The organism is Mesorhizobium sp. M2A.F.Ca.ET.037.01.1.1 (assembly GCF_003998075.1).
Classification (GTDB): Bacteria; Pseudomonadota; Alphaproteobacteria; order Rhizobiales; family Rhizobiaceae; genus Mesorhizobium.
On sequence record NZ_RZSA01000395.1, the window covers coordinates 1 to 5559 of the forward strand.

General features: G+C 64.6%; 3 protein-coding genes and 1 pseudogene. 3 read left to right on the top strand and 1 reads right to left on the bottom strand.

Annotated elements, in window-relative coordinates; genetic code table 11:
• From EOA27_RS19555 to EOA27_RS19565, 3 genes and pseudogenes are all read left to right on the top strand, one after another.
• Positions 1–937: ABC transporter permease (locus EOA27_RS19555; RefSeq protein WP_145970427.1), on the top strand; the 937-nt coding region annotated here is incomplete at its 5' end.
• Between the two features lie 10 nt (positions 938–947).
• Positions 948–2618 (top strand): annotated as a pseudogene (locus EOA27_RS19560) (ABC transporter ATP-binding protein).
• Positions 2619–2638: 20 nt separating this feature from the next.
• Positions 2639–4009 (top strand): alpha-glucosidase/alpha-galactosidase, encoded by a 1371-nt coding sequence (locus tag EOA27_RS19565; RefSeq protein ID WP_126078593.1) that lies wholly within the window; start codon positions 2639–2641, stop codon positions 4007–4009.
• A gap of 7 nt (positions 4010–4016) precedes the next feature.
• Here EOA27_RS19565 and purD read toward each other — a convergent pair whose 3' ends face one another.
• Positions 4017–5297 (bottom strand): phosphoribosylamine--glycine ligase, encoded by a 1281-nt coding sequence (purD, locus tag EOA27_RS19570; RefSeq protein ID WP_126078594.1) that lies wholly within the window; start codon positions 5295–5297, stop codon positions 4017–4019.
• Between the last annotated feature and the right edge of the window lie 262 nt (positions 5298–5559).

A 5559-nucleotide genomic window follows, 5' to 3' on the forward strand; every position in this document is an offset into this window, starting at 1 on the left:
GGCGACGTCGGTCGCCTTCGCGCCGCCGCAGGTGCCGAGCTTTCACGACAAGGACGGCAATCTCACCTTCCAGCCAAGGATCTATGCGCTGGCCGACTCGGCAGATCTCGATCCGGTCACCTTCCAGCCGATCGTCGGCCCCGACTACGATCATCCGCGGCTGCTCGGCTTCTTCGTCGAGGGTGCGCCCTACAGGCTCTTCGGGCTGATCCCGGCGGACCGGCACTTGTTCGGGTCGATGGACGGCCAGCCCGTGCATTTCCTAGGCACCGACAAGTTCGGCCGCGACGTGCTCTCACGCGCCATCCACGGCTCGCGGGTCTCGCTGATGATCGCGCTGACGGTGGTCTTCATCATCACCGTCATCGGCACCATCGTCGGCATGGTCTCCGGCTATTTCGGCGGCAAGTTCGATGTCTGGATGCAGCGCTTCGTCGAGCTGGTGCTCGCCTTCCCGCAGCTGCCACTCTATCTCGCGCTGACGACGCTGATCCCGGTCACCGCGCCGACCAATGTCTTCCTCGCCTTCGTCATCGTCGTCATGTCGGCGCTGGGCTGGGCGCAGATGTCGCGCGAGGTGCGCGGCAAGACGCTGGCGCTGGCGCGGATCGACTATGTACGCGCCGCCATGGCGGTCGGCGCCACCGACCGGCGCATCATCATGCAGCACATTTTTCCCAATGTGATGTGCCACGTCATCGTCGCCGTGACGATCGCCATCCCGACGGTGGTGCTACTCGAAGCCTTCCTCGGCTTCCTCGGCTTCGCCGTGAAGCCGCCGCTGATCTCCTGGGGGCTGATGCTGCAGGACACGGCGACCTATTCGGTCATCGGCACCTATCCCTGGATCCTGTCGCCGGTCGGCTTCGTGCTGGTCACCGTCTTTGCCTTCAATGCGCTGGGCGACGGCCTGCGCGATGCCGTCGATCCGTATTGAGGTGGCCGGGATGACGACGATCGCGCTCGCAGACAATTTCGCACCGGCCGTCCGGCTCGACCACGCCGCGCGCCATGAACAGCCCATCATCGACGCCCGCAACATCGGAGTCGCGTTCAAGGTGGAGCACGGCACCGTCGAGGCGGTGAAGGACGTCTCGTTCCAGCTCTACCGCGGCGAAACCATAGCCATCGTCGGCGAATCCGGTTCCGGCAAATCGGTGACGGCGCGCACCGTGATGGGATTGTTGTCGCGGCGTGCGACCGTGTCGCCACGCTCGAGCGTAGACTATTGCGGGCAAAATATCCTCGAATTCCCCGAGGCTGCCCGGCGCAAGCTGCGCGGCAACCGCATCTCGATGATCTTCCAGGAACCGATGAGCTCGCTCAATCCGATCTACACGGTCGGCAGCCAGATCGTCGAAGCGATCCGGGTCCACCGCAGGGTGAGCCGCAGGGAAGCCTGGGCGCGGGCGCTCGAGCTCCTGAAGCATGTCCAGATCCCCGAGCCGGAGGCCAGACTCAAGCAGTATCCGCATCAGCTCTCCGGTGGCCAGCGGCAGCGCGTGATGATCGCCATGGCCTTGGCCAACGACCCCGACGTGCTGATCGCCGACGAGCCGACAACGGCGCTCGACGTCACGGTGCAGGCGCAGATCTTGAACCTGATCCGCAATCTTCAGAAAGAGCTGAAGATGGCGGTGATCCTGATCACCCACGACCTCACCGTGGTGCGCAAATTCTCCGACTATGTCTATGTCATGCAGCATGGCGAGATGCGCGAGCACAATGTCACCGAGCGGCTCTTTGCCAATCCGCAGCATCCCTACACGCAGCGGCTGCTCGCTTCCGAACCGCATGGCCAGCCGAAGCCGCTGCCGGAAGGCAGCGGCACCATCCTCGAGGCGAACGGCGTGCGCGTATGCTTCATGCTGCGCCACGGAACGTTCCTGAAACCCGACTGGCGCGAGCTGGTCGCGGTTGACGATCTCGACCTGAAGCTCTGCCGCCACGAGACGCTGGGGCTGGTCGGCGAATCCGGCTCCGGCAAGACGACCTTCGGTCAGGCGCTGCTCAGATTGCAGGACGCCAAGCGCGGGGAAATCCGCTTCGACGGCCGGCCGATCGAGAAGCTGTCGCGCGGCGAGATGCGGCCGCTGCGTTCGCGCATGCAGATCGTCTTCCAGGACCCGTTCTCCTCTCTCAACCCGCGCATGACGATCGGCCAGATCATCGAGGAAGGACTGGTCGTCAACAGGCTGGGCGCGACGCGGCGCGAACGGGTCGAGCGGGTGCGCGAGGCGCTGGTCAGCGCCGGCATGCCCGGCAACATCCTGTCGCGCTTCCCGCATGAATTCTCCGGCGGCCAGCGGCAACGCATCGCGATCGCGCGGGCGATCGCGCTGGAGCCGGAATTCATCCTGCTCGACGAACCGACATCGGCGCTCGATCTTTCGGTGCAAGCGCAGATCATCGACCTGCTGCGCAAGCTGCAGGACGAGCGCGGTCTCAGCTATCTCTTCATCTCGCACCACCTCAAGGTGGTGCGGGCGCTGTGCCATCGCGTCATCGTCATGCAGCATGGTCAAATCGTCGAATAGGGACCCGTCGACGAGGTCCTGTCCAATCCCAAGACCGCCTACACCGAACGGCTCGTCAGGGCCGCTTTCGAGGTGGCGTAGACAAGTGCCGGAGGCTTACAGTGGCTAGAAATCCCAGGATCGCGTTCATCGGCGCCGGCTCGACGGTGTTCATGAAAAACATCGTCGGCGACGTGCTGCAGCGGCCGGCGCTGTCGGGCGCGACGATCGCGCTGATGGACATCAACCCGCAGCGGCTGGAAGAGAGCGCCATCGTCGTCAACAAGCTGATCGCGACGCTCGGCGTCAAGGCGAAAGCCGAGACCTATTCGGACCAGCGCAAGGCGCTTGCCGGCGCCGACTTCGTCGTCGTCGCTTTCCAGATCGGCGGATATGAGCCCTGCACCGTCACCGATTTCGAGGTGCCGAAGAAATACGGCCTGCGCCAGACCATCGCCGACACGCTCGGCGTCGGCGGCATCATGCGGGGCCTGAGGACCGTGCCGCATCTGTGGAAGATCTGCGAGGACATGCTCGCCGTCTGCCCCGAGGCGATCATGCTGCAATATGTGAACCCGATGGCGATCAACACCTGGGCGATCGCCGAGAAATACCCAACGATCAAGCAGGTCGGGCTCTGTCATTCGGTGCAAGGCACGGCGATGGAACTGGCGCACGACCTCGACCTTCCCTACGAAGAAATCCGCTACCGCTCGGCCGGCATCAACCACATGGCCTTTTATCTCAAGTTCGAGCACCGCCAGGCGGACGGCTCCTATCGCGACCTCTATCCTGATCTCGTGCGCGCCTATCGCGAGGGCCGCGCGCCGAAGCCGGGCTGGAACCCGCGCTGCCCGAACAAGGTGCGTTACGAAATGCTGACCCGGCTCGGCTATTTCGTCACCGAAAGCTCGGAGCATTTCGCCGAATACACGCCCTATTTCATCAAGGAGGGGCGCGGCGATCTGATCGAGAAATACGGCATTCCGCTCGACGAATATCCAAAACGCTGCATCGAGCAGATCGAGCGCTGGAAAGGACAAGCGGAGGCCTATCGCTCGGCCGACCGGATCGAGGTCGAGCAATCGAGGGAATATGCCTCCTCGATCATGAACTCGGTGTGGACCGGAGAGCCGTCGGTGATCTACGGCAATGTCCGCAACAATGGCTGCATCACCTCGCTGCCTTTCGACTGCGCGGCGGAAGTGCCGTGCCTGGTCGATGCTTCCGGAATCCAGCCCACTTACATTGGCGAGTTGCCGCCGCAGCTGACGGCGCTGATCCGCACCAATATCAATGTGCAGGAGCTGACGGTGCGGGCGCTCATGACCGAGAACCGCGAGCACATCTATCATGCCGCGATGATGGACCCGCACACCGCCGCCGAGCTCGACCTCGACCAGATCTGGTCATTAGTCGACGACCTGCTTGCCGCGCATGGCGACTGGCTGCCCGCCTGGGCGCGTGGCGGACGAAAGAGCGCGGCCGCCTGAAGCTGGGTTACGTGCCGGTCTTCTCGCGCTCGACGGCGCGCCAGCCGATGTCGTGGCGATAGAAGCCCTGCGGCCAGTCGATGTGCTCGATCGCCGCGTAGGCCTTGGCCTGCGCCTCGCCGACGGTCTTGCCGAGCGCGGTTACGTTGAGCACGCGGCCGCCATTGGCGACCAGCGCGCCGCCATTGATGGCGGTGCCGGCGTGGAAAATCTGGGCGCCATCACGCTCGGCCTCGTCGAGGCCGCGGATGACCGAGCCCTTTTCCGGCGTGCCGGGATAGCCCCTCGCGGCCATCACCACGGTCAGCGCCGTCTCGTCGCTCCAGCGGATGGACATATGCGCAAGCTGGCCGTCGACAGCGGCGTTGAGCAGGACGAGCAGATCGTCCTTCAGCCGCATCATCAGCACCTGGCATTCGGGATCGCCGAAGCGGGTGTTGTATTCGATCAGCTTGGGGCCCTGGTCGGTGATCATCAGGCCGGCGAAGAGGATGCCGGCAAAAGGCGCGCCGAGATTGGCCATGCCGCGCATCGTCGGCTCGATGATCTCGCGCATGGTGCGCTCGGTCATTTCGGCCGTCATCACCGGCGCCGGCGAATAGGCGCCCATGCCGCCGGTGTTCGGCCCGGTATCGCCGTCGCCGACGCGCTTGTGGTCCTGCGCGGTGCCGAAGGGCAGCGCCGTGGCGCCGTCGCACAGGCAGAAGAAGCTCGCCTCCTCGCCGGTCAGATATTCCTCGACCACGACCTCGGCGCCGGCGGCGCCGAATGCGCCCTCGAAACAAGCCTCCAGCGCGGCGTTCGCCTCATCAGAAGTCATCGCGATGGTGACGCCCTTGCCGGCGGCAAGCCCGTCGGCCTTGATGACGATCGGCGCGCCGACCTTCTCGACATAGGCCTTGGCCGAAGCGAGATCGCCGAAGCGGCCATAGGCGGCGGTCGGAATGTTGAACTTGGCGCAAAGGTCCTTGGTGAAGCCTTTCGAGCCCTCAAGCCTTGCCGCCGCCTTGGAGGGGCCGAAGACGCGGATGCCCCAGGCGCGCAGATCATCGGCGACGCCGGCGACCAACGGGCCTTCCGGGCCGACCACGACGAGGTCGATCTTCTTTTCCTGGCAGAAGGCGGCGACGGTGGAATGGTCGGCGACGTCGAGCTTCACCAGTTCGGCGACACGGCCGATACCGGGATTGCCGGGCGCGGCATAAAGTTTCGTCAGCAGCGGCGAGGCGGAGGTCTTCCAGGCGAGCGCATGTTCGCGGCCGCCCGAGCCGAGAAGAAGAACATTCATGGCCACCTCTTGCTGATCGTCTCCCCGAACCCGCTATTGGTCCGCAGGCGACCGGTCAAGCCGTCTTGGCATTTTGGCGGCAATTGCGCACGGGAAAGCAGCGCAAACGCCGAGGATTGGCTGAAGCCTCCCGAACCTCGTCATTCTAGGGCGAAGCAAGGAGCGAAGCGACGCGCGCAGACCCTAGAATCCATGCCGTGACTTCGAAGCGTTGCCGCGGTCCAGAATTCTGCTCCGTTGCACGCCGTGGCGAAGGTCACGG

Excerpts from the sequence above, each read along its gene's own strand:
- purD (WP_126078594.1), bottom strand. The coding sequence starts at position 5,297 with ATGAATGTTCTTCTTCTCGGCTCGGGCGGCCGCGAACATGCGCTCGCC.